The sequence below is a fragment of the Amycolatopsis sp. NPDC051045 genome (genome assembly GCF_040682955.1).
GTDB lineage: Bacteria > Actinomycetota > Actinomycetes > Mycobacteriales > Pseudonocardiaceae > Amycolatopsis.
This window is the reverse complement of the sequence record NZ_JBFBCC010000002.1, coordinates 703,117-722,065: the sequence shown is the minus strand read 5'-3', so window position 1 is coordinate 722,065 and position 18,949 is coordinate 703,117. Positions and strand designations below refer to the sequence as shown.

The window sequence follows — 18,949 nt, the reverse complement described above, 5'->3', positions numbered from 1 at the left end:
GGTGACTGTCGCCGCCCCGCCTGACACGGCCCTGACACCGCGCGGACGCCTCACCGCCAAGGGCTCTCGCAACTGGTTGCGCCGCGCATCAGGGCCGGCTTTGAGACGACACCAGGCAGGTGATCCAGTAGTCGCCGCCGGTGTTCCTCGAGACGCCGTGGGTTTCGCTGGGGAATCCCGGGAAGTGCCGGTCGAAGTCCTCCAGTGCCCGCAAGTAGCACAGCGTGGGCTCGTCGTGGCCGCCGGCGTTCTCGCCCGGCATGAGGACCGGGATGCCCGGTGGGGTGGTGACGACCTGGGTGGCCACCGTGCGGTCGGCGAGCTCGGCGAGGCGGACCGGCTCGGTGCCGCCGCGCAGCAGGCGCTGGTACGTCTGCGCCGGGGTGAGCTCGGGGCGCGGCGGGTGGGTGAAGGCCGCGTCGAGCAGCGGGATCAGGTCGCTCTTGCCCAGGTGGGCGTGCATCTGGTCGCACAGGTCCCGCAGGGTGAGGCCGCCGTAGCGGGCGGGGTACGCCCCGGTCAGGGCGGGCAGGACGTCGGCGAGGCGCGCGCCCGTGTCGTAGAGCGTCTTGAAGTCGAGGAGACCGTCGACGAGGGTGCCCCACTTGCCCTTGGTGATGCCCATGGAGAAGAGGATCAAGCAGGTGTACGCGTCGGTCTTCTCGACGACGATGCGCCGGGTCTCGAGGTAGGCGGTGAGGATCCTCGCCGGGATGCCCTGCTCCGCCGGGGTGCCCGTGGCGTCGGTGCCCGGGCAGGTGACGCTGACCTTCACCGGGTCCAGCAGGCAGTAGTCCGCTTCCAGGCCGGGGAAGCCGTGCCAGGCCGCGCCGGGTTCGAGGCTCCAGCAGGCGGGTTCGCTGCGCAGCAGGTCCAGCGGGGCGTCCGCGAACGGGTAGCGCTGCCCGGTGCGCGGATCGCCGACCTCGTCCGGCTGCCACGTGCCGAAGAACCAGGCGGGCCGGTCGCCGGCGGCGGCGATGCGGCGGCCGATGCGGGCCACCGCCTGCCGGAACCGGATGGCCTCGGTGATGGCCTCCTCGACCAGCCACCGGCCGCCCGGCCCGTCCATCATGCCGGCGGCGACGTCGAGCCCGGCGATCATCGGGTACAGCGGCGACGTGGTGGCGTGCATCATGAACGTCTCGTTGAACTGCCGGTGGTCGACCGGCGAGCGGGGCGAGTTCTTGACGTGCAGCATCGCGCTCTGGGACATCGCGGCGAGCAGCTTGTGGGTGGACTGGGTGCTGAGCACGGTGGGCCGGACGGCGTCGGGCACCGCGTCGCCGTCCACGGCCATGCCGTACCGGCGGGCGTAGAGCGGGTGGAACCGGGCGTAGGCGAACCAGGCCTCGTCCAGGTGCAGCCGCGGCACGCTGGCCCCGAGCAGCTCGGCGACGCGGACCGCGTCGTAGCACAGGCCGTCGTAGGTCGAGTTGGTGATGACGGCGTACACCGGATCGGGCGCGGCGGCCCCGGACGCGAGCGGGCTGCGCGGCACGAGATCGCCGATCGCTTCGCGATTCAGCGCGGCGGGCGGGATCGGGCCCATCAGCCCGTAGCCGTTGCGCGTGGGGACGAGGTAGACGGGACGGCCGCCGGTCAGCGTCAGCCCGTGGTAGATCGCCTTGTGGCAGTTGCGGTCGACGAGCACCAGCTCGTCGGTGGCGATGCTGGCGTGCAGGGCGATGCGGTCACCGGTGGAATCGCCGTGCAGCACGAAGTACGTCAGGTCGGCCCCGAAGACGCGGGCGGCGTTGCGTTCGGCGTCGCCGATCGGCCCGGTGTGCTCGAACAGCGAGCCCAGCTCCCCCACCGAAATCGAGAGGTCGGTGCGGAACAGCCGTTCGCCGTAGTAGTCGAACAGCGCCCGCCCGACCGGCGACTTCAGGAAGGCCACCCCGCCCGCGTGGGCCGGGGTGTGCCAGGAGTATTCGTGGGTGTCGTCGAACCGCCGGAGTTCCCGGAAGAAGGGCGGCAGGATGTCGTCCCGGTACCGGCGGGCGGCCACCCCGATCCGGCCGGCGATGAACCCGGGCGTGTCCTCCAGCAGCCACACGTACCCGCAGATCACTTCCGAAACCCACAGCGGCAGATCGTCCACCGACGTCGAGGTGGTCACCAGGAAAACCGGAAGCCGGGTGAACCGGCCCACCAGCGCTTTCAGCACGGCTTCGGCGGGCGCTTCGCTGTCACCGAAGTCCCAGCTCACGAGCGCGGCGGTGAGATCTGCCCGGCTCTGCACGAGTGCGAGAGCGTCATCATCGGTGCCGGCACGCACGACGTCGTGGCCGTCTTCGGCGAGGTGCTCGCAGATCCGCGCCAGCTGGGCATCGAGCACCGAACCCGGCGGAATGTCGTTCAACGCCAGCAGAACGGTCGAACCGGCCACGTCGTTTCCTTTCCGGACACGGGAACCCCTTCCGGTTATAGCCGCCCTTCCAGTGCCCCGTCGATCGATCGGAAGCTGATATTTCCTTGCTCTTTCGGGGAGTTCACCGGCGAAATGGCACCTGTCGGTGACGCACTCTCACACCTTCGGTTTGATTTGCCCGACCCTAGTCGTAGCACCCCTCCACCGTCCACTGTGGATCGTTTCCCACCGAAGCTTTGAGCAGCAGCGCGAGGTCGCCGTCTTCCGCGGTGTCGCCTTCCAGCACCACCTGGATCCGCGCGAGGGGCCGCTCGCCCCGGCGGCCGGGGATGGCCGGGTGCACGACCCACGGGCCGGCCGAGCCGAGAACGCGGCGCGGCGGCCCGCCGTCGACAGCGACCGTCGATGGCGGGTAGCCGAGTTCGCCCCGCCCCGTGCAGCGGACGACGTCGCCGATCGCGTCGAGCACCTCGGCCGGCACCGGCCGCGGCGGCACGACCGTCGGCGAGGGCGCGGGCAGCCGGCCCGGCCACGGCCGGTCCGCGGCGAGGGGGCGGCGCGGCTCGCCCCACGGGATGAGGCGGACGCGTTCGGCCGGGCCGCGGCCGCCGTCGAGCAGCGGTGTGACGACCGCGTCCGGGCCCAGCAGGCCCTGGATCCGCACCAGGGCGCGGGCGGCGCGTTCGGCGGCGTCGGCGGCCCGGCCCACCGAGCCGAGCTGCAGCTGCAGCGCTTGGCCGCCGACGACCTCTTCGGGGTCGAGGCGCAGCCGGACGATGCCCGCGGTGGGCCGGTCCCGGGTGGTGAGCCAGCCTTCGCACTGCCACCGCACGCGGTCCGCCGTGGAGCGGGCGGTGAGGGGTTCGGCGCAGCGCCAGACGCGTACGCGTTCTTCGCCGGCTTCGGTGACGGCGACGATGGCCAAGCGGGTGCAGGCGAGACCGTGGTTCGCGAGCCCGGCGAAGAAGCGTTCGCCGAGGGTCTTCGCGACGAAGGCGGCTTCGTCGATTCTGCTGAGCGGGTGGTCGAACTCCTCGGTGACCGCGAGGTCCGGCGGGAGGGCGCGGCGCAGGGGCGGGCGTTCGGAGAGGCCGCGGGCGAGGCGGTGGGCGGTGATGGCGTCTTTGGGGAAGCGGCCGGCGACGTCGCGTTCGGCCAGCGCGGCGAACGCGCCGAGGGTGCGCAAGCCGAGCCGCTTGAGCAGGTCCACGAGCTCGCCGCGGTCGTCACCCGGCTGGTTCAGCTCGGTGATCGGGAGCGGGGCGAGGAACGTCGTCGTCCGGCCGCGCGGGACGAGGGTGGCGCGACGGGCGGCGAGGGTCGCGGCGAACAGCCCGTCGGCGATCCCGACCTGGCACTCGACCCCGGCCCGGGCGGCGGCTTCGTCGATGAGCAGTTCGGCGAGGGCGGCTTCCCCGCCGAAGTACCCGGCGGCGCCGTCGACGGGCACCGCGACGAGCCCCGGCCGCACGACTTCGACACCGACGGCCTGCGCTTCGACCGCGGCGGCGACGGGTTCGAACAGCCGGGCATCGCGATCGGGATCGTGCTGGTGCACCACGAGTTCCGGGCAGCGGGACTGAGCGTCCCGGCGGCGCATCCCCCGCCCGACGCCGCTGTTCCGCGCAGAAGCGGAGCAGGCCACGACGCGGTTGCCGGAGAAAACGGCGGCGGGCGAAGTGGGCGGCGTACCGGCCGCGGCTCCGGCGGCGACGACCGGCCAGTCCGGACACCACAGCACCAGCAACCGTGGCGCGTCACTCATCCCCCGCCCCAGGCTGGTTGCCGAGCCGGGGAGCACCACCTCGGCCGGACAGCGTGGCGGTCGATGCGGACAGCCCCGGCCGGTCGTGGCGCGAAACCACCTGACCCAGCCCCAGCCGGTCGCCGCGCGAAACCGCCCGAACCAGCCCCCACCGACCGCCGCACGAAACCGCTCGCCCCAGCCCCGACAGCCCCGCCGCCACGCTCACCCGGCCACCTCGACCAGCCGCCGCCGCTCCGGGGGTTCGCCTCCCGCGACGACTCCCTCCGGACCCGGCAGCTGCAGTCCCACCGACAACGGCCGCGCCGCCGCGCCGCGGCCCTGGCTCGTCGCCACCACGTCGCGGGCTCTCAAGTGGCCGTACCCGTCCTGGGTGAGGCCGTGCCAGCGGCGGCCCGACACCCTCAGCTCCAGGTCCGCCCCCGGCCAAGGTCCCGCGGTCAGCAGGACCGCTCCCCGGTTGCGGACCCGCCCCGCCAGCCTGCGGGCCGTCTGCGGCTGCACACCGCCCACCACGGCCGACCCCATCACCACCAGGTCGAACCCGTCCACCAGCGCCGACACCACCGCCACCAGCTCCGCGCCCGGGTGCGGCACCAGCGCGATCCGCTCCAGGTCGACGCCGAGTTCCGCCGCCGCGGCCAGGCCCAGCTCCGGCAGACCCGTCACCGCCGCCCAGGAACCGTCGCTGGTCGCCGCCGCGAGGAGGGCCAGCACCAGCGACGTCGCTCCGCGCACCGCCACCGTGCTGCCGCGCCGCAACCCGCCGCCGGGCAGCAGCCGCGCCAGCTCGGGCAGCACCGTCAGCAGCTCACCGGGCCCCGCGTCCGGGCTCGGCTCACGCAGCTGCGCGGCCGTGCGGACGCCCGGGATCGCCGTGAGCCCGGCCAGCGCCTCCGGCACCGCCACCACCGCTCACCTCCAGCACCACGTACTCGCACCGGAGACACCCGCGTGAGGAACCCACAGGCGAACCCAGAACAATCATCGAACACTTGTTCGCATACTGCGAGACGGTCCGCCCCGCTGTCAAGCCGGGCGGGACGTCAGGGGGAGAGGACGCCGCTGACGTAGCGGACGTCACCCGTGCGGAGATCGTCGTCCGCCAGGGGCGCGAGGTCGTGGGCGGCGAGCAGGTCCCGGACGGTGCTCCCGGTCAGCATCCAGCCGCGGCCGGCCAGGTAGGGAGCCGCTTCGTGGCGCTCGCCGAAATAGCGCAGCTTCGTCATGTCGGTGTCGAAGCTGTGCGCACGCCAGCGTCCGGAGATGCGGTTCAGGCCTTCCTTCGTCTGGTCCTCGTCGCCCGACCGCGGGTTGGGCCGGCTCTCGGTGGCCACCCGGCTGCCCGGTGCGCTGAGTTCGGTGACCGTGTCCAGCAGGCGGTCCTGCGCCTCGGGCGGCAGGTAGCCCAGCAGGCCTTCGACGCTCCACGCGGTCGGCCGCGCCGGGTCGAAGCCGGCGGCACGCAGCGCGCCGGGCCAATCGCCGCGCAGATCGGCCGCGACCACCCGCCGGTCGGCGGTGGGTTCGGCGCCCAGCTCGGCCAGCGCGCGGGTCTTGAACTCGAGGACCGGCGGCTGGTCGACCTCGTACACCACGGTCCCGGCCGGCCAGGGCAGCCGGTACGCGCGGGAATCCAGCCCCGAGGCCAAGATCACGATCTGCGTGGCGCCCGCTTCGAGGAAGAACTCGTCGTAGAACCTGGTCCGCACCTTGGCCACGTCGATCCACACCTGCTCGACCAGCTCGCCGGGCGGCACTTCGCCGCTCGCCAACCGGGTGAGGAGGTCCACGCCGACCGCCCGGACGAGCGGTTCGGCGAAGGGGTCGTCGATGAGCGAAGGATCGGTGCGGGTCGCGATCGCCCGGGCCGCCGCGGCCATCGTGGCGGTCGCGCCGACACCGGACGCGAGGTCCCAGGTGTCGCCGTCATGCCTGCGGGAAGTCATCCCCGCCGATTCTGCCGCATCCGCTGTGACGCGCGTCGCGGTCACACCCCCGTCCACCACCTCGTCCAAGAGGTGAGCGAGAAAAGAGGACGAAATGCGCCGGATCCTGATCGTCGGCGGTGGTTACGCCGGTTTCTACGCCGCCTGGAAGCTCGAGCAGAAGCTGCGTCGCGGGGAAGCCGAAGTCACCCTCGTCGACCCGCGGCCCTACCTGACCTACCAGCCGTTCCTGCCCGAGGTCGTGGCCGGCTCCGTCGAGGCGCGGCACGCCGCCGTGTCGCTGCGGCGGCACCTGCGCCGCACCCGGGTCGTCGCCGGGAAGGTGACCGCCATCGATCACGGCCACCACGTCGTCACCGTGCAGCCGGCCGACGGGGAAGCTTTCGAAAGAAGCTACGACCAGATCGTCGTCACCGCCGGCGCGGTCACCCGGACGCTGCCCGTGCCGGGCATCGCCGACCAGGCCATCGGCCTCAAGCACGTCGAAGAGGCCGTCGCGATCCGGGACCGGCTGCTCACCGCCTTCGACCGCGCCGCCGCGTTGCCGGCCGGCCCGCAGCGCCGGAAGCTGCTCACGGTCACCTTCGTCGGCGGCGGGTTCTCGGGCGTCGAGGGCTTCGGCGAGCTGCTGTCGCTCGCGACCGCGCTGCTCAAGCGCTACCCGGAACTGCACCGCGACGAACTGCGCTTCCACCTCGTCGAAGCGTCGGGCCGCATCCTGCCCGAGGTCACCGACCGGCCGGGCCGCTGGGTCGTGCGGGAGCTGGAACGGCGGGGCGGCCACGTCCACCTGAACACCCTGGTGACGTCGGCGAAGAACGGCCACGTCACGCTCTCGACCGGCGAAGAGTTCGACTCGGAGCTGATCGTCTGGACCGCGGGCAACGGCGCCAACCCGGTCGTCGGGCGGCACACCGACCTCCCGGTCGACGAGCGCGGCTACCTCGTCGTGCGGCCGGATCTGCGGGTCGAGGGCGTGGCCGGCGCCTGGGCGGCCGGGGACGACGCCGCGGTGCCCGACCTCGCCTCGCCGGTACCGGGCGCGCGCACCGTGCCCAACGCCCAGCACGCCTACCGGCAGGGAAAGCTCCTGGCGCGCAACATCATCGCGACCCTGCGCGGCCGGGAACCGAGGCCGTACGTCCACCACAGCCTGGGCGCCATCGCGACCCTCGGCCTGGGCCGCGGGATCTTCCAGTACCGGCGGCTCGTCATCAAGGGATTCCCGGCGTGGCTCATGCACCGCGGCTACCACGTGCTGGCCGTGCCCACCTGGGAACGCAAGGTCCGCGTGCTCGCGGTGTGGCTGACGCAGGCGCTGTTCGGCCGCGACATCCTCAGCCTGGCCTCGGTGCAGCACCCGCGGGACGCCTTCGTGGCGGCGGGCCTCACCGTCGCCGGTGAGGCCCGCCCCGGCGATCAGCCCGCGAAGGGACTGGCGTCGATGCCGCAGGTCTGACCCGCGGCCGGGAAGGTCCCCGAGATCAGGTAGTCCCGCTTGACCTTCTCGGTGCACGTGCTCGGCACGTACATCGACGAGTGCCCGTAGCCCTCGGTCACGAACACCCGCGCCCGCGCCAGTTCCGCGGCGCCGTCCCGAGCGCCGTGCAGCGGGGTGGACGGGTCGTAGCGGTTGTTCAGCACGAGGATCTCCGCCGACGTCGGGCGGTTCCACGGGCCCGTGTAGCGGTCGGTGTCCTGCGCCTTCCAGAACGCGCAGCTCATCATGTCCAGCACGGCGATCCGCCCGAAGTACGGGACACGCTGGTCCTCCGACTCGGCGTACCGGCTGTAGACCGCCGGGTCGGTGGGCACGTCGCTGTCGGAGCACTGGATGGCGTTGAACGCCTCGGTGCGGTTCGAGGTGTACTGCTCACCGGCCACCGCGGCCGTACGCAGCCCCGCCGCGGGAGGCGCGTCGTACAGGCGCTGCAGCAGCGTGGCGATGTCCGCCCAGCCCCGTGAGTCGGACAGGTCGGCCGCCGCGTTGATGATGCCCGAGTAGGTCCACGTCTCGCCGTCGCTGACGATCGGGGCCTGCTTGGCGCGCGCCGTGAGCGCCGCCCACTTCGCCTTCGGGTCGCCCGAAGAGAACGCGCACTTCGGCCCGGCTTCCGTGCACAGCCGCAGGAACTGGTCGAAGGTCTGCGCGATACCGGTCGCCACGTCCTGCCGGGTGTCCAGCGGCACGCTCTTGCCGTTGCCGTTCTGGCCGGTGGAGTTCCCGGCGAAGTCCATGGTGCCGTCGAACACCATCGCCCGGATCCGGTTCGGGAACAGGTTCGCGTAGGTCGCCCCGAGCTGGGTGCCGTAGGAAATGCCGTGGTAGGTCAGCTTCGGGTCGCCGACCGCGCGGCGCAGCATCTCCAGGTCGCGGGCCGTGTTGGCCGTCGAGACGTGCTCCAGGATCGGGCCCGCCTTCGCCGAGCAGCGGTCGGCCAGTTCCTTCGACTTGGCGTAGAAGGCCGCGTTGCCGCTCGCGTCGCCCGGCATCTCCGGGAACGACCCGAAGAAGGCCTGCTGCTCTTCCAGGGAGTCGAAGCACCGGACCGCCGTGCTGTTGGCGATGCCGCGCGGATCCCACGAGACCAGGTCGAACCGCGCGCGCAGCTCGTCGGAGAACAGCCACGGCCACTTCCCGCGCTCCCGCAGCCGCTGCAGGCCGGACGCGCCGGGGCCGCCGAAGTTGACGAACAGCGTGCCGATCCGGTGCGTGGGATCGGTGGCGGGCAGCTTGATGAGCGCGAGGTCGATCTTCGCGCCGGACGGCCGGTCGTAGTCCAGCGGCACGGCCGCCTTGGCGCACTGGAACCCGTCCGCGCAGTCCGTCCAGCTCAGTTGCGGCGTCGGCACCTTGTCGACGGACACCGGTGCCGCGGACGCCACCGCCGGGCCCGCCCAGACGGCCATCGAGACACCGAGCGCGACGACCACGCCGCGCACGATGCCTCCCCCAGAAAATCGGCGCACGAAAAGTCCCTTCGGAGAGGAAACGATCACTTCTGCCTCCACAGACGCCGCACCGGCGAAGAGGTTGGCTCCGCGGCCCGGAAAAGATCGCTGGCCCTACTGGTGCTACTTAGCTATAGTGCTAGGTAACTAGATAAATGGAGTTGCCGATGATCGAGTTCCACCTGGACGCGAGGTCCGGCCTGTCGCCGTACCAGCAGCTGGTCCAGCAGGTGCGGCACGCGCTGCGCCTCGGCCTGCTCACCGAGGGAGACCAGCTCCCGAAGGTCAAGGACGTGGTCGCGACCCTCGCGATCAACCCGAACACCGTGCTGAAGGCCTACCGCGAGCTGGAGCACGACGGCCTGGTCTCGGCCCGGCCCGGCGTCGGCACGTTCGTGACGGCGACCTTGAACGGCGCCTCGTTCGCCGTGCTCGGGCCGTTGCGGCAGGACCTGCGCCGCTGGCTGGGCAAGGCCCGCAAGGCCGGTCTCGACGAGGAGAGCATCGAGGCCCTGTTGATGTCCACGTTTCGCGACTCCGCCAGAGAGGAAATAGCGTGACCGTCCTGCGCGCCCAGGGACTGGGCAAGAAGTACAAGCGCAAGCAGGCACTGACCGGCTGCACGCTCGAGATCGAAGCCGGCCACGTGACCGGGCTCGTCGGCCCCAACGGCGCCGGCAAGTCGACGCTGCTGAACATCGCGGCCGGCATGCTGGAGCCGACGACCGGCACGATCGAGGTGTGCGGCGGGGTACCGGGCAGCGGCCCGGAGCAGCTGGCGAAGGTCGGCTACGTCGCCCAGAACACTCCGGTCTACAGTGGACTGACCATCGAAGAGCACCTGCGGTTCGGCGCCCACCTCAACCCGGGCTGGGACGCCTCGCTCGCCGAAAAGCGCGTCGAACGGCTCGGGCTGGACCCGAAGCAGCAAGCCGGCAAGCTCTCCGGCGGCCAGCGCGCCCAGCTGGCGCTGACGATCGGCATCGCCAAGCGCCCCGAACTGCTGCTGCTCGACGAGCCGGTCGCGGCGCTGGACCCGTTGGCGCGCCGGGAGTTCCTGCAGGACCTCATGGAAGCCGTCGCCGAGCACGGGCTGTCCGTCGTGATGTCCTCGCACCTGGTCAACGACCTCGAGCGGGTCTGCGACCACCTCGTCGTGCTGGTGGACTCCCAGGTCCGGGTGATCGGCGAGGTGGAGCTGCTGCTCGCCACGCACCACCGGCTTTCCGGGCCGCGCCGCGACATCGACACGCTGCCGGCCGACCAGCACGTCGTCTCGGCGAAGCACACCGACCGCCAGACCACCGTCCTCGTCCGCACCGAGGCCCCCATCCTCGATCCCGCGTGGACGGTCGCGCGGCTCGGCTTGGAGGACCTCGTCCTCGAGTACATGAGCAACCCCACCGCCGCCCGCCCCGCCCTGGAGGTTCTCCGATGACCTGGCTGACCTGGCGCCAGTTCCGCATTCCCTCGTTGTCGGTGTTCGCCGCCCTGATCGCGATCGCCGTCGTGCTCGCGATCACCGGGCCGGACCTGGTCGGGCGCACGAACTTCTCCGACCAGGACACCCTCTTCGGCGGGACCGTCCTCGCGCTGTACCTGCTGCCCGCGGTGATCGGTGTCTTCTGGGGCGTCCCGATGATCACCCGCGAGCTGGAGAGCGGCACGCACAGCCTGGTGTGGAACCAGACCGTCACGCGCAAGCGGTGGCTCACCACCAAGCTCGGGTTCGGGCTCCTCGCCGCGATGGTGGCGGGCGGGCTGCTGAGCGTGGCGGTGACGTGGTGGGCGAGCCCGATCGACGCGCTCTCCGCCGTCCAGACCGACCGCGGGATGATGGCCCGCATCGCGCCGGTGGTGTTCAGCGCGCGCGGGATCGTCCCGATCGGCTACGCGGCCTTCGCGCTCGTCCTCGGCGTCGCGGTCGGGATGCTGCTGAAGCGGACCGTGGCCGCCATGGCCGTCACGCTCGTCACGCTCGCCGCCGTGCTGCTCCTGGTCCCGGCGTTCGTGCGCCCGTACCTGCTGCCGCCGCAGACGCAGACGGTCGCGATCACCGGGGAGAACATCACGAACATCACCGGCGACGAGACCGGCGACATCCTGGAGATCGGCGTGCGGAAGCCGCCCGGCGCCTGGGAACTGGCGAACGAAACCGTGGACCCGGCCGGGAAGGTGGTCTCCTCGTTGCCGGACTTCGTGCAGAACTGCGTTCCGCGGCCGGGCCACGACACGGGCCCGCCGCCGCGCGGCAGCCTCGAAGCCTGCATGGCGCAGCTGGGCGCCCACGGCTACCAGCAGCGCCTGACCTTCCAGCCGGGCTCCCGGTTCTGGCCGCTGCAGTGGCTCGAACTGGCGCTCTACCTCGCCGTGACGGCCCTGCTCACCTGGCTCTGCTTCCGCCGTCTCCGCCACCTGTCCTGACGATTCCGACTGGGGGAATCATGCGCACTCTCGCGGTAGCCACCGCCTTGTCACTCACATTGGCCGCGTCGCCCGCCTCGGCGGCCACGACGCCGTACCTGCCCCGCCCGACCGGGCACCAGCCCGTCGGCGTCACTTCACTGTCCCTCAAGGACACTTCGCGGCCCGATCCATGGGTGCCGTCGGTGCCCTACCGCGAGCTGATGGTCTCCGTCTTCTATCCGGCGACCTCGGCGAACGGGCCGAAGAAGCAGTACATGACCCCGCTCGAATCGGAACGCAACCTCGAGCGCCAGAACATCCCGGGCCTGGCGCTGGACGTCTTCAGCACCGTCCGGACGAACGCCGTCGTCGACGCGAAGCCGGCCGGGCGGCGGCACAGCCTGCCCCTGGTCGTGCTGTCCCCCGGCTGGACGCAGCCCCGGGCGACGCTCACCGCGCTGGCCGAGGACCTCGCCAGCCGCGGTTACGTCGTCGCGGCGATGGACCACACCTACGAAAACCGCGCCACGACCTTCCCCGACGGTCACGTCACCGGCTGCGCCGCCTGCGAAGTCGACGACCAGCCCGGCTTCTGGGAGAAGTTCGCGCAGGTCCGCACCAAGGACACGTCGTTCGTGCTCGATTCCCTGCTGTCTTCGAAGTGGGGTGCGCTGATCGACCCGCAGCGCATCGGCATGACCGGCCACTCGGCGGGCGGCGCGATCACCACCCAGGCGATGCTGGCCGACCCGCGCATCCGCGCCGGGGCCGACCTGGACGGCAGTGTCCACGTCCCGATCCCGGCGTCGGGGCTCTCGCGGCCCTTCATGTTCCTGGGCAGCATGGACGACTACACGCCGGGCGCGCCGGGCCCGTACGACGACTGGGAAACGGACTGGACGCACCTCACCGGCTGGAAGCGCTGGCTGATGGTGTCAGGCACAGTGCACCAGTCGTTCACCGACCTCGGCGTGCTCGCCGACCAGCTGGGCGTCGACCTCGGCGATTCGATCGACCCGTACCGCGCGCTGGCCGTCACGCGGACCTACGTAAGCGCTTTCTTCGACCAGCACCTGCGCTGCCGGCCGCAGCCGCTGCTGGCCGCGCCCTCGCCCGCTTACCCGGAAGTGACCTTCATCGGATGAAAATCAAGAGCATCGTGGTCATCACCGCACTCACCCTCGGGTTGACCACGCCGTCCGCTTCGGCGGACCCGGCCCTCACGCTGGCGAAACCGACCGGCGACCGGCCCGTCGGCACGACCGCCCTGCACCTCACGGACACTTCGCGGCCCGACCCGTGGGTGCCGTCGGTGCCCTACCGCGAACTGATGGTCTCCCTCTTCTACCCGGCGCTTCCGTCGCCGGGACCGAAGAAGCAGTTCATGTCGGAGGCGGAGGCGAAAGCCGTCTTCGACGAAGCCGGCATCGAGGGCATCCCGCCGTCGGTGATGACCACCGTCCGCACCGACGCCGTCGTCGACGCGCGGCCGGCCGGGCACGGCCTGCCCGTCGTCGTCCTGTCCCCCGGCTTCAAGCGGCCCCGCGCCGAGCTGACCTCGCTGTCCGAAGACCTGGCGAGCCACGGCTACCTGGTCGTCCTGGTCGACCACACCTACGAGAACGTGGCCACCACGTTCCCCGACGGGCGGGTCACCGGCTGCGCGGCCTGCGGGAACTACAGCATCGAGTTCTGGCAGAAACTGGAGCGCGGCCGGGCGAAGGACGTGTCGTTCGTGCTGGACTCGCTGACGCACTCGAAGTGGGCGCCGCTGCTCGACGCGGCCCGGATCGGCATGGCCGGGCACTCCGTCGGCGGCGCGAGCACGATCCCGGCGATGGTCGCCGACCCCCGGATCAAGGCCGGGATCGACATCGACGGCACCACGGACGACCCGCTGCTCGCACCCGGCCTCGACCGGCCGTTCCTGTTCCTCGGCCGGGCGAACACGTACACCCCCGGCACCGGCGACGAAGCCGCCACCTGGCAACAGGACTGGGCTCAGCTGAAGGGCTGGAAGCGCTGGCTCACCGTGGCCGGCGTGCAACACCCGTCGTTCACCGACATCGGCCTGGTCGGCGAACAGCTCGGCCTCGACTTCGGCGCGACCACCCCGGCGGCGCGCGGCCAGGCGATCACCGCGGCCTACGTCCGGGCGTTCTTCGACCAGCACCTGCGCGGCAAGCCGCAGCCGCTGCTGGACCAGCCGTCTTCGCAGTACCCGGAGGTCAGCTTCGCCATGACGTCGACGCCTTACCTGCCCGCGCCGACCGGGAACCGGCCGGTGGGCAGCACAGCGGTGTACCTGAAGGACACTTCGCGGCCTGACCCGTGGGTGCCGTCGGTCCCCTACCGCGAGCTGATGGTTTCCCTCTTCTACCCCGCAGCCTCGGCGAACGGGCCGAAGACGCGGTACCTGACGCCGGCGGAGTCGGCGGCGCTGCTCGACGGCAGCGGCCTGAACGTGCCGCCGGACCTGCTCACCACGATGGTGACCAACTCGGTGGCCGACGCCCGGCCTGCCGGGCACGGGCTGCCGCTGGTCGTGCTGTCGCCGGGCTACACCAAGCCCCGCGCCACGCTCTCCGCGTTGGCCGAGGACCTGGCGAGCCACGGATACGCCGTGGCGGTGATCGGCCACACCTACGAAAACGCCGGCCAGAGCTTCCCGGACGGGCACTTCGCCGGGTGCGCGTCCTGCGAAGTCCCGCACCAGAGCGCGTTCTGGCAGAAGCTCGAACTCGGCCGGGCCGCCGACGTGTCGTTCGTGCTGGACTCGCTGACCCACTCGAAGTGGGCGCCGCTGCTCGACGCGGCCCGGATCGGCATGGCCGGGCACTCCATCGGCGGCGCGAGCACCATCCCCGCGATGGTCGCCGACCCGCGGATCAAGGCCGGGATCGACATCGACGGGGGGACGGAGGTTCCGCTCACCGCACCCGGCCTGGCTCGTCCGTTCATGTTCGTCAACCACGAGCAGGTGCCGAAGTGCGCGCCGGGGAACGTGTCCTGGGAACGGGACTGGGCGCAGATGACCGGGTGGAAGCGCTGGGTCGAGGTGGCGGGCACGCAGCACGCCTCCTTCACCGACGTGGGCCTGGTCGGCGACCAGCTGGGTGTCGACACCGGCGCGACGGGCACCGCGTTGCGGGCCCAGGAGATCACCCGGACGTACGTGAACGCGTTCTTCGACCAGCACCTGCGGGGCGAGGCGCGGCCGGTGCTCGACCACCCGGGTTTCCCGGAAGTTTCCTTCTGCCGGTGAAAGGAACGGCGGGAAGCGGCACTGGGGGTGCCGCTTCCCGCCGCCGTCAGTGGTCGAGGCCGAGGAACGAGATCGCGTACGCCAGCTGGCCGGTCATCGGCAGGGAGTGCCCGACCCCGGCGATGCTGACGCCCTCCACCGTGGCCTGGGTACCGGTGTTGCCGTACCGGGTGCGCGTCCACGACGACTGGGGGTGGTCGGTGAACGCCGGTGTCTGGCTCAAGCCGTTCAGGTTGGTCCACTGCTTGATCTCTTCACCGAAGTTCGGGTACGCCAGCGTGGTGTCGGTGGTGCCGTGCCACAGCTGCATCCGCGGGTAGCGGCCGGTGTAGCCCGGGTACATCGACCGGGCCAGGTCGCCCCACTGCTGCGCGGTCTTGATCGACTTCCCACCGGAACACGTGCTGTTCCACAGCGAGCCGTTCGTGGTCGCGAAGCACCCGGCGGGCACGCCGGAGAACGCCGAGGCCGCCGCGAACACGTCCGGGTACTGGGCGGCCAGCACGTTCGTCATCATCGCCCCGGACGAGAACCCGCTGACGACGACCCGCGCCGGATCGACGTTGTAGCGGGACTTGGCGTAGGCGACCATGGACATGATCCCGGTCGAGTCCCCGCCGCCGCCCCGCCGCAGGGCGTTCGGCGTCGAGACGTCGAAGCACTTCTCGCTGCGGGTCGCTTCCGGCAGCACGATGACGTACCCGTACCGGTCGGCGGCGGTGACGTAGTCCTTGCCGTTCCAGCCGAAGATCGAGCTCGCCGAGCCGCCGCAGTAGTGCACCAGCACCAGCATGGCCGGCTTGGCCGCGACCCGGTCCGGCACGTAGACGTACATGTTCAGATTGGTCGGGTTGTTGCCGAATCCGGTCACCCTGGTCAGCGAGGCCGCCTGGGCGGGGGAGGCCAGGCCGGCGGCCGTGATGACCAGGGCCAGGAGGACACCGAGCATGCGTTTCATCGCGTATCCCCTTTACGCCGCACCGGAGGACTGAAGCACGGCGGCGCGGGGGTTTCCGATACTCCCCGGGACCGACCGCAGGGCGCTGTACCAGACGGCCGCCATCTTGTCGTACCCACCGGCGTTCGGGTGGACGCCGTCGGGGAGATCGGCGGGGCTCACCGCGCTGTGCATGTCCACCAGGTGCACGCGTTTGCCGGCGTTGACCTTGCTCTGCACGATCCCCGGCAGCGCGTTGTTGAACGTCCGCACGGCGGCGTCCCCGCTCGCCCACCCGATCGGGATGAGCTTCGCGACGAAGACATCAGCGTTGGGAGCCGCCGCGGTGAGGTGGTCGAGCAGCGTGGACAGCCGGCCCGGCGCGCCCGCGACGTTGTAGTTCTGCAGCACGTCGTTGGTGCCGATGTGCAGCAGCACCGAGCGCGGGTTGTACGTCCGCATCCAGCCGGTGGCGTTCGCGTCGATCTGGTCGATGCGCCAGCCGGGGTGCCCTTCGTGGTCGTGGTCCCAGAGACTGCCGGGCCCGTTGAACTGCGAGCCGACGAAGTCGTTGGTGTAGCGGCCCGCGGCCAGGCGTTGCCACAGGCCGATCCGGTACCCGCCGGGCACGCCCGTGCCGAAGGTGATCGAATCGCCCAGCGGCATGATCCGCACGCCGCCGTTCGACTCCGCGTGGGCGGCACCGGGTATTCCGGTGAACGCGATCGCCAGGGCCGCCGCGGCAGCCAGGAACCTCTTCATCGCCGTCCTCTTCTCAGCAGTTCGAGTTCGATGGGGGTGAGCAGGCCGAGCCGCCAGGGCTCTGCTTCCGCGCGGTGCCGGCTTCGAACGGGTTGTTCTTTCTTCGGCGCTCCAGCCGGATCCGGGTTTTCACAGAACCTCCTGGGGGCAGGGAGAAGTGCGCCGGTGGCGACCGAAACTTTCGCCATCGGATCCGGAATTCGACGAATTCCCGAAACTTTCGTGATTCTGTTAGCGATAACATTCGTTTGTTGGCGACAGCTTAAACCCCGCATCGGCCGATGACAACGGTCGATGACGAACCCATCACGCGCGGCGACGTTCGACGCTCCTATGTGGACAATCACATCGACGTGGGTGTCCCGGCCCGGGAACTGCTCGACCGGCCGTAGGCCACGATTTCCGGGGAAGCACCGGCCCGCGCGGGCCCGTGGCCGCCGGATTCACCGGGTTTTCCCAGAACTCCCCGGAACCGGCCAGGCGGGCGCGGCACGCTCGCCGCATGACGACCATCGAGATCCAGGGCCTCACCAAGCGGTACGGGCCCGACACCGTGGTGGACGACCTGTCGTTCACCGTCGAACCCGGGCAGGTGACCGGCTTCCTCGGCCCGAACGGCGCCGGCAAGTCCACCACCATGAAGATGATCGTGGGGCTGGCCGCGCCGACCCGCGGTTCGGTCACCGTCGGCGGCCGCCGTTACCGCGACCTCCCCGTCCCGCTCACCGAGGTGGGTGCGCTGCTCGACGCGGGCGCCGTCCACGGCGGCCGGAAGGCCTACGACCACCTGCTGGCGCTCGCGGTGAGCAACGGCCTCCCGCGGCGCCGGGTCGGCGAGGTGCTCGCCCGCACCGGCCTCGAAGGCGTGGCCGGCAAGCGGGCCGGCGGGTTCTCGCTCGGGATGCGACAGCGCCTCGGCATCGCGGCGGCCCTGCTCGGCGATCCCCGGGTGCTGATCTTCGACGAACCGGTGAACGGGCTCGACCCCGAGGGGATCCGCTGGATCCGGGACTTCATGCGGTCCCTCGCCCGCGAGGGCCGGGCGGTGCTGGTGTCCAGCCACCTCATGAGCGAGATGGCGCAGACCGCCGACCACCTGGTCGTCATCGGCCGCGGCCGGCTCATCGCCGACACCGGCGTCGGCGAGCTCGTGCGCGCCGGCGGCGAGGGCACCGTGCTCGTCCGCACGCCCGACGCGGGCTTCGCGCGCCTTCTCGCCACCGCCGGGGCGACCGTGCGGGAGGGCGTCGAGGCGTCGCTCGTGGTGTCCGGCCTGACGAGCGGGGAGATCGGCAAGCTCGCCGCCTACCACGGCGTCGCGCTCAGCGAGCTCACCCCGCAGCGCGTCTCGCTGGAGGACGCCTTCATGGAACTGACCAAGGACAGCGTCGAGTACGAGGGGGCCCTCGCATGAGCGTGCCCTTCACCCGCTCGGTGCACGCGGAGTGGATCAAGCTCCGCAGCCTGCGCTCGACCTGGTTCACCCTGGCGGGCCTCTTCGCGGTCGGGCTCGGCGTCACGGCCCTCACCATGAACGCCGCCGGAAAGGCGTACGCCGAGGACCCGCAGGCCTGGGACCCCACCGACCGCAGCCTGAAGTCGCACGTCGTCGCGCAGCTGATCATCGGGGTGCTGGGCATCCTGGTCGTCACCGCCGAGCACGCGACCGGGCTGATGCAGACGTCCGTGCTCGCCACGCCCCGCCGGCACCGGCTGCTGGCGGCCAAGGTGGTCGTGGCCGTCGGCGTCGCCGTGGTGGCGGGCCAGGTGCTGATGTTCGCCACCTTCTTCCTCGGCCAAGCCGTGCTCGCCGGCCAGGACGTACCCCATGCGCGGTTCGGCGATCCCGGCGTGCTGTCCGCCGTGACGGCCGGAGGGCTCTACCTCGCGGTCATCGCGCTGCTCGCGGTCGGGCTCGGCACGCTCACGCGGGCCACGGCAGGCGCGCTCGCCACCCTGGTCGGGATCGTCCTCCTGGTCCCGGGCCTCGCGGCCGCCTTCCCGGCGTGGCTGCGCGGGCTCTTCGCCTACTGGCCGACGCTCGGGGCGTCCGCGGTCTTCAAGACGGTCCCCGACCCGGACTTCCCGCACCCGTGGCTGAACCTGGCCGGGTTGTGCGCCGGGGTGGCCGCCTTGCTGGCGGTCGCGTTCGTGGTGTTCCGGCGCCGGGACGTCTGATGCGGGAGCTCTGCCGTGGCCTGACCGCGGCGGCGGCCGCGCTGTGCGCAATGGCGGCCGTCAGCCTGGCGGCCCTGCTGCTCCTCGACGCCGGCCGCTTCGCCGGGCTGGGCCCCCTGACGGCGGCGATGGTCGCGCTCGCCGTGGGCGGCACGGCGAGGATCAGCGTGGTCCCGCCGGGCGGGCTGCCGGGCGCGCCAGGCGGCACCACCGGCACGACCGGATCGGTACCGCCCGACGGGCTCCCCACCACCAACGCAAACCCGCCAGGCGCGCCAGGCGGCACCACCGGCACGACCGGATCGGTACCGCCCGACGGGCTCCCCACCACCAACGCAAACCCCCCGGGCGCGCCGGGCGG

General features: G+C 71.6%; 15 protein-coding genes and 1 pseudogene. 9 read left to right on the top strand and 7 right to left on the bottom strand.

Features of this window, described 5'->3' with window-relative positions:
* Positions 1–88: 88 nt before the first annotated feature.
* The 4 genes from AB0M80_RS07610 to AB0M80_RS07595 all read right to left on the bottom strand — a co-directional run bounded on the left by AB0M80_RS07610 (position 89) and on the right by AB0M80_RS07595 (position 6,088).
* Positions 89–2,392 carry an Orn/Lys/Arg decarboxylase N-terminal domain-containing protein gene (locus AB0M80_RS07610; protein WP_364560283.1) on the bottom strand — a complete coding sequence of 768 codons (2,304 nt, stop codon included), beginning with the start codon at positions 2,390–2,392 and terminating at the stop codon, positions 89–91.
* A gap of 166 nt (positions 2,393–2,558) precedes the next feature.
* A complete protein-coding gene (locus AB0M80_RS07605; protein WP_364560280.1) occupies positions 2,559–4,139 on the bottom strand; it encodes a DNA polymerase Y family protein in 1,581 nt (526 codons plus the stop codon).
* Between the two features lie 204 nt (positions 4,140–4,343).
* Positions 4,344–5,048, bottom strand: a complete 705-nt coding sequence (locus tag AB0M80_RS07600) for a hypothetical protein (protein ID WP_364560277.1) — start codon at positions 5,046–5,048, stop codon at positions 4,344–4,346.
* Between the two features lie 137 nt (positions 5,049–5,185).
* Positions 5,186–6,088, bottom strand: a complete 903-nt coding sequence (locus AB0M80_RS07595; protein WP_364560274.1) for a class I SAM-dependent methyltransferase — start codon at positions 6,086–6,088, stop codon at positions 5,186–5,188.
* A 94-nt stretch (positions 6,089–6,182) separates the two neighbouring features.
* Here AB0M80_RS07595 and AB0M80_RS07590 point away from each other — a divergent pair, with 94 nt between their 5' ends.
* On the top strand, positions 6,183–7,547 hold the full coding sequence (locus tag AB0M80_RS07590) for an NAD(P)/FAD-dependent oxidoreductase (protein ID WP_364560271.1): 1,365 nt from the start codon (positions 6,183–6,185) through the stop codon (positions 7,545–7,547).
* Here AB0M80_RS07590 and AB0M80_RS07585 read toward each other — a convergent pair.
* Positions 7,508–9,031, bottom strand: coding sequence for an alpha/beta hydrolase (locus AB0M80_RS07585; protein WP_364560268.1), 1,524 nt, complete (start codon positions 9,029–9,031; stop codon positions 7,508–7,510). The two genes, AB0M80_RS07590 and AB0M80_RS07585, sit on opposite strands and share 40 nt — an antisense overlap.
* A 176-nt stretch (positions 9,032–9,207) precedes the next feature.
* Here AB0M80_RS07585 and AB0M80_RS07580 point away from each other — a divergent pair, with 176 nt between their 5' ends.
* From AB0M80_RS07580 to AB0M80_RS07560, 5 genes are read left to right on the top strand one after another with little or no spacing between them, the layout of a single operon-like run.
* Positions 9,208–9,600, top strand: a complete 393-nt coding sequence (locus tag AB0M80_RS07580; protein ID WP_364560265.1) for a GntR family transcriptional regulator — start codon at positions 9,208–9,210, stop codon at positions 9,598–9,600.
* Positions 9,597–10,478 carry an ABC transporter ATP-binding protein gene (locus AB0M80_RS07575; protein WP_364560263.1) on the top strand — a complete coding sequence of 294 codons (882 nt, stop codon included), beginning with the start codon at positions 9,597–9,599 and terminating at the stop codon, positions 10,476–10,478. Before AB0M80_RS07580 ends, AB0M80_RS07575 begins: the two co-directional genes overlap by 4 nt.
* The gene (locus AB0M80_RS07570; RefSeq protein WP_364560260.1) at positions 10,475–11,464 is read left to right on the top strand and encodes a transporter; all 990 of its coding nucleotides are present in this window, start codon (positions 10,475–10,477) and stop codon (positions 11,462–11,464) included. The genes AB0M80_RS07575 and AB0M80_RS07570 overlap by 4 nt, the downstream gene beginning before the upstream one ends.
* A 20-nt stretch (positions 11,465–11,484) precedes the next feature.
* Positions 11,485–12,591 (top strand): alpha/beta hydrolase, encoded by a 1,107-nt coding sequence (locus AB0M80_RS07565; protein ID WP_364560257.1) that lies wholly within the window; start codon positions 11,485–11,487, stop codon positions 12,589–12,591.
* A complete protein-coding gene (locus AB0M80_RS07560) occupies positions 12,588–14,711 on the top strand; it encodes an esterase (protein ID WP_364560254.1) in 2,124 nt (707 codons plus the stop codon). Before AB0M80_RS07565 ends, AB0M80_RS07560 begins: the two co-directional genes overlap by 4 nt.
* A 46-nt stretch (positions 14,712–14,757) precedes the next feature.
* Here AB0M80_RS07560 and AB0M80_RS07555 read toward each other — a convergent pair whose 3' ends face one another.
* A complete protein-coding gene (locus tag AB0M80_RS07555; protein ID WP_364560251.1) occupies positions 14,758–15,669 on the bottom strand; it encodes a PHB depolymerase family esterase in 912 nt (303 codons plus the stop codon).
* A 12-nt stretch (positions 15,670–15,681) separates the two neighbouring features.
* On the bottom strand, positions 15,682–16,410 hold the full coding sequence (locus AB0M80_RS07550; protein WP_364560249.1) for an SGNH/GDSL hydrolase family protein: 729 nt from the start codon (positions 16,408–16,410) through the stop codon (positions 15,682–15,684).
* A 502-nt stretch (positions 16,411–16,912) separates the two neighbouring features.
* Between AB0M80_RS07550 and AB0M80_RS07545 the strand changes: the two genes are divergently transcribed.
* The 3 genes and pseudogenes from AB0M80_RS07545 to AB0M80_RS07535 all read left to right on the top strand — a co-directional run.
* The gene (locus tag AB0M80_RS07545) at positions 16,913–17,824 is read left to right on the top strand and encodes an ATP-binding cassette domain-containing protein (protein WP_364560246.1); all 912 of its coding nucleotides are present in this window, start codon (positions 16,913–16,915) and stop codon (positions 17,822–17,824) included.
* The gene (locus AB0M80_RS07540; protein ID WP_364560243.1) at positions 17,821–18,588 is read left to right on the top strand and encodes an ABC transporter permease; all 768 of its coding nucleotides are present in this window, start codon (positions 17,821–17,823) and stop codon (positions 18,586–18,588) included. Before AB0M80_RS07545 ends, AB0M80_RS07540 begins: the two co-directional genes overlap by 4 nt.
* Positions 18,588–18,949 (top strand): annotated as a pseudogene (locus AB0M80_RS07535) (hypothetical protein); the annotation flags it as partial. The gene AB0M80_RS07540 and the pseudogene AB0M80_RS07535, both read left to right, overlap by 1 nt.

Bases quoted from the DNA above. Each gene is read 5' to 3' on its own strand.
- AB0M80_RS07605 (WP_364560280.1), bottom strand. From the start codon at position 4,139: ATGAGTGACGCGCCACGGTTGCTGGTGCTGTGGTGTCCGGACTGGCCG.
- AB0M80_RS07595 (WP_364560274.1), bottom strand. From the start codon at position 6,088: ATGACTTCCCGCAGGCATGACGGCGACACCTGGGACCTCGCGTCCGGT.
- AB0M80_RS07590 (WP_364560271.1), top strand. From the start codon at position 6,183: ATGCGCCGGATCCTGATCGTCGGCGGTGGTTACGCCGGTTTCTACGCC.
- AB0M80_RS07580 (WP_364560265.1), top strand. From the start codon at position 9,208: ATGATCGAGTTCCACCTGGACGCGAGGTCCGGCCTGTCGCCGTACCAG.
- AB0M80_RS07570 (WP_364560260.1), top strand. From the start codon at position 10,475: ATGACCTGGCTGACCTGGCGCCAGTTCCGCATTCCCTCGTTGTCGGTG.
- AB0M80_RS07565 (WP_364560257.1), top strand. From the start codon at position 11,485: ATGCGCACTCTCGCGGTAGCCACCGCCTTGTCACTCACATTGGCCGCG.
- AB0M80_RS07560 (WP_364560254.1), top strand. From the start codon at position 12,588: ATGAAAATCAAGAGCATCGTGGTCATCACCGCACTCACCCTCGGGTTG.
- AB0M80_RS07555 (WP_364560251.1), bottom strand. From the start codon at position 15,669: ATGAAACGCATGCTCGGTGTCCTCCTGGCCCTGGTCATCACGGCCGCC.
- AB0M80_RS07550 (WP_364560249.1), bottom strand. From the start codon at position 16,410: ATGAAGAGGTTCCTGGCTGCCGCGGCGGCCCTGGCGATCGCGTTCACC.
- AB0M80_RS07545 (WP_364560246.1), top strand. From the start codon at position 16,913: ATGACGACCATCGAGATCCAGGGCCTCACCAAGCGGTACGGGCCCGAC.
- AB0M80_RS07540 (WP_364560243.1), top strand. From the start codon at position 17,821: ATGAGCGTGCCCTTCACCCGCTCGGTGCACGCGGAGTGGATCAAGCTC.